Source organism: Halomonas sp. (assembly GCF_031581305.1).
Lineage (GTDB): Bacteria > Pseudomonadota > Gammaproteobacteria > Pseudomonadales > Halomonadaceae > Halomonas.
The window spans coordinates 1-2,400 of the sequence record NZ_JAVLBC010000286.1; the positions used below are offsets into that span (position 1 = coordinate 1).

General features: G+C 63.2%; 2 protein-coding genes. One reads left to right on the top strand and one right to left on the bottom strand.

The features are described 5' to 3' along the window. On the bottom strand, positions 1-1,693 hold a 1,693-nt coding region (locus RI841_RS15800; RefSeq protein WP_310706587.1), incomplete at its 3' end, for an LTA synthase family protein. Between the two features lie 233 nt (positions 1,694-1,926). Here RI841_RS15800 and RI841_RS15805 point away from each other — a divergent pair. Beyond that, positions 1,927-2,193: a DUF6447 family protein gene (locus RI841_RS15805; protein WP_310706588.1), complete on the top strand. Its 267-nt coding sequence runs from the start codon at positions 1,927-1,929 to the stop codon at positions 2,191-2,193. Positions 2,194-2,400: the final 207 nt, after the last annotated feature.

Genomic DNA, 2,400 nt, shown 5'->3' on the forward strand with positions numbered 1-2,400 from the left:
AGTGGGTCCGGCACTCACTCAGGTTTTCATTGCAGATGACCCAGCCCCGGGGTGTCAGCGCCTGCACCTGATTGGCATAGGTGTTGGCCATGTGGAGCGCACGCGATTCAGGGGGGTCGCGAAACAGGCTGCGCCCCAGGAACGGCAGGCGGTGGCCCTCGGGCAGGGCCAGATAGTCGAGTATGGAAAGTGCTACATCGCTCTGCTGATAGGGCGTGTCGATGCGCCCGGCAGATGCCTGGGGCGCATGTACCGCCATGATGCCCCAGTTCTGGGTCAGGCGCCGTGCCGTTGTATCGCCCAACTGGCGCATGCCCGCCGCCTCGTCGGAGGTGATCAACACCAGGGTGTCATCCAGCCAGCCGCGCTCTTGCATGGCGTCCATGAAATCGCCAATGGCATCATCCAGATAGCGGAAGGCCTGCTGCTCCGTTGCGCTGCCTTCCCCCGTAATCTCGGGTGGCAGGTTGAAAGGGTGATGGGTGCCCGAGGTCAGCAGGGTAAGGAACCACGGCTGGCGCTGCCGGCGTAGCCGCGCCACTTCCTGCAGGCCCTGTTCCAGAAACGCCTTGTCGTCGACGCCCCAGCCGTTGCGCTGATAGGCATGTGCCAAGGCATCATTTCCCTTGACCTCGTCGAAACCCGCCTTGGCCATGAAGCTGTCCTTCATCATGAACGACAGCGGCGCAGCTTGTAGATAGACGCTGTGGTATCCCGCCTCGCGGAGGGCGCCAGGCAGGCATTCCGGTGAGGCAGGCCCCGTGGCGAAATCGCTCATGCTGGCCGGCTGCGAGCCCAGGCGAGGCAAATCGCCGCAAAGCAGCGCATAACTGCCGCGATTGGTCTGGCGTTGCTGGGCCATGAACTGTGAATAGAGCATGCCGTCCTGGGCAAGAGTGTCCAGTCTTGGCATGCGAATCTCACTGGGCAGTCCGGCCTGCTCTGCCAGCGAGGGCAGGTAGCCGCCGGTGACGCCTTCGAGCATGACCAGCAGCACATTGGGTGTTTCGCTCCCGGATAACGCAGTGCGCTGTGCTCCGTTGAGATCGGCAAGCAGCGCCGTAGGCGGCTCGTTGCTGCTGTCGAGGGCGGGAGGTGGCGCTGTGCCCGATAACATTGCCTGCAGGCTGGCCAGCACGAGATGATGCTGGCGCCAGTCGGTCACGGTAGCGGTGTTGGCGAGGGACAGGCTGGCCAGGCCCAGTGCAACCCCGGCGATTGATGCCAGCAGGCCAATGCGCTTGATGCTCTTATGGTGCCTGGCCTGCCACGGCCATAGCGCTGCCAGCCCGGTGGCCACCGCTAACAGCAACGCCATGCCGGGGTGGGTGACGTGCAGGGCCGAGCCGGTCAGGAAGGTGGTATCTCCCAGGTAATGCGCATAGCGCAGTTGGACCAAGGCATCGAAGGTGCGCACATGTTCGTAATTGGCGACATGCAGGGCCGTCCAGCCAAGCCCGCCCAGCGCCGCCAGCCAGGGTCGCCAGCGGCGCAGCCAAAGCAGAACCGCCAGGGCAAGCAGGGTGACGGCAACATCACCCACCAGCCCTGATGCATCCTGCCACTGTCCGTTCAGCGAGCGCTCGTGAAGGCTCAGCCAGCGCCAGCCTAGTGGGCTGGCGAGCAATGCCAGGCTCAGCAGGGCCCGGCCAACGAGAGGCGATAACGAGGGGAGGAACGATTGGCGGGCCACTACCACATCCTTGTGACGAAACGGTGACGCTGTATCTTACCATTCGGCACCAGGATCGCGCATCGTGAGGTAGGCCCGGCTTGCGCCCGGTCGAAGGCCTTGGGTGAGTCTTTACCTGGGTGACGTCGTCGGCGGTGCCCTTTGACGAGGGCTACGGGATTCCGCTTCAAGGCTAGGGTGCGTTATGATGTCAGCTGGTGTTTTTTCTCATGTCACACTAATGGAGTAACCCGATGGCAGAACAGAGCACTCAGGCGCAAACGGTAACCATCGACGGTACCGAGTATCAGCTGGATCAACTGAGCGAGCGTGCGCGTAACCAGGTCATCAATCTGCGCGTCACCGATCAGGAGATCACCCGCCTGAATCAGCAGCTGGCCATTGCCCAGACCGCTCGCACCGCCTATTCCCAGGCTCTCAAGACCGAGCTGGATCAGGGCGAGACCCAGGAACAGGCCAAGACCAAGGGCCAGAAAAAGGCAGCGAAGGTAGCCCACTAGTCGCCTGGCAGCGTATGGTGATACCCGCGGCCCGAGCTTTGTCTCGGGCCACGGGCGTTTGGGGGTCGTTCAGCGGGAGGGCGCGCAACGCACCGATGCGTGATTCAGCCGGCCCCCTCCGATAAGGCGGCGGCTTTCTCGCGTTGCCGAAATGTCGAGGCCGAGATGCCGAAACGCCGCCGAAACAGCCGTTGAAACTGTTCGCTG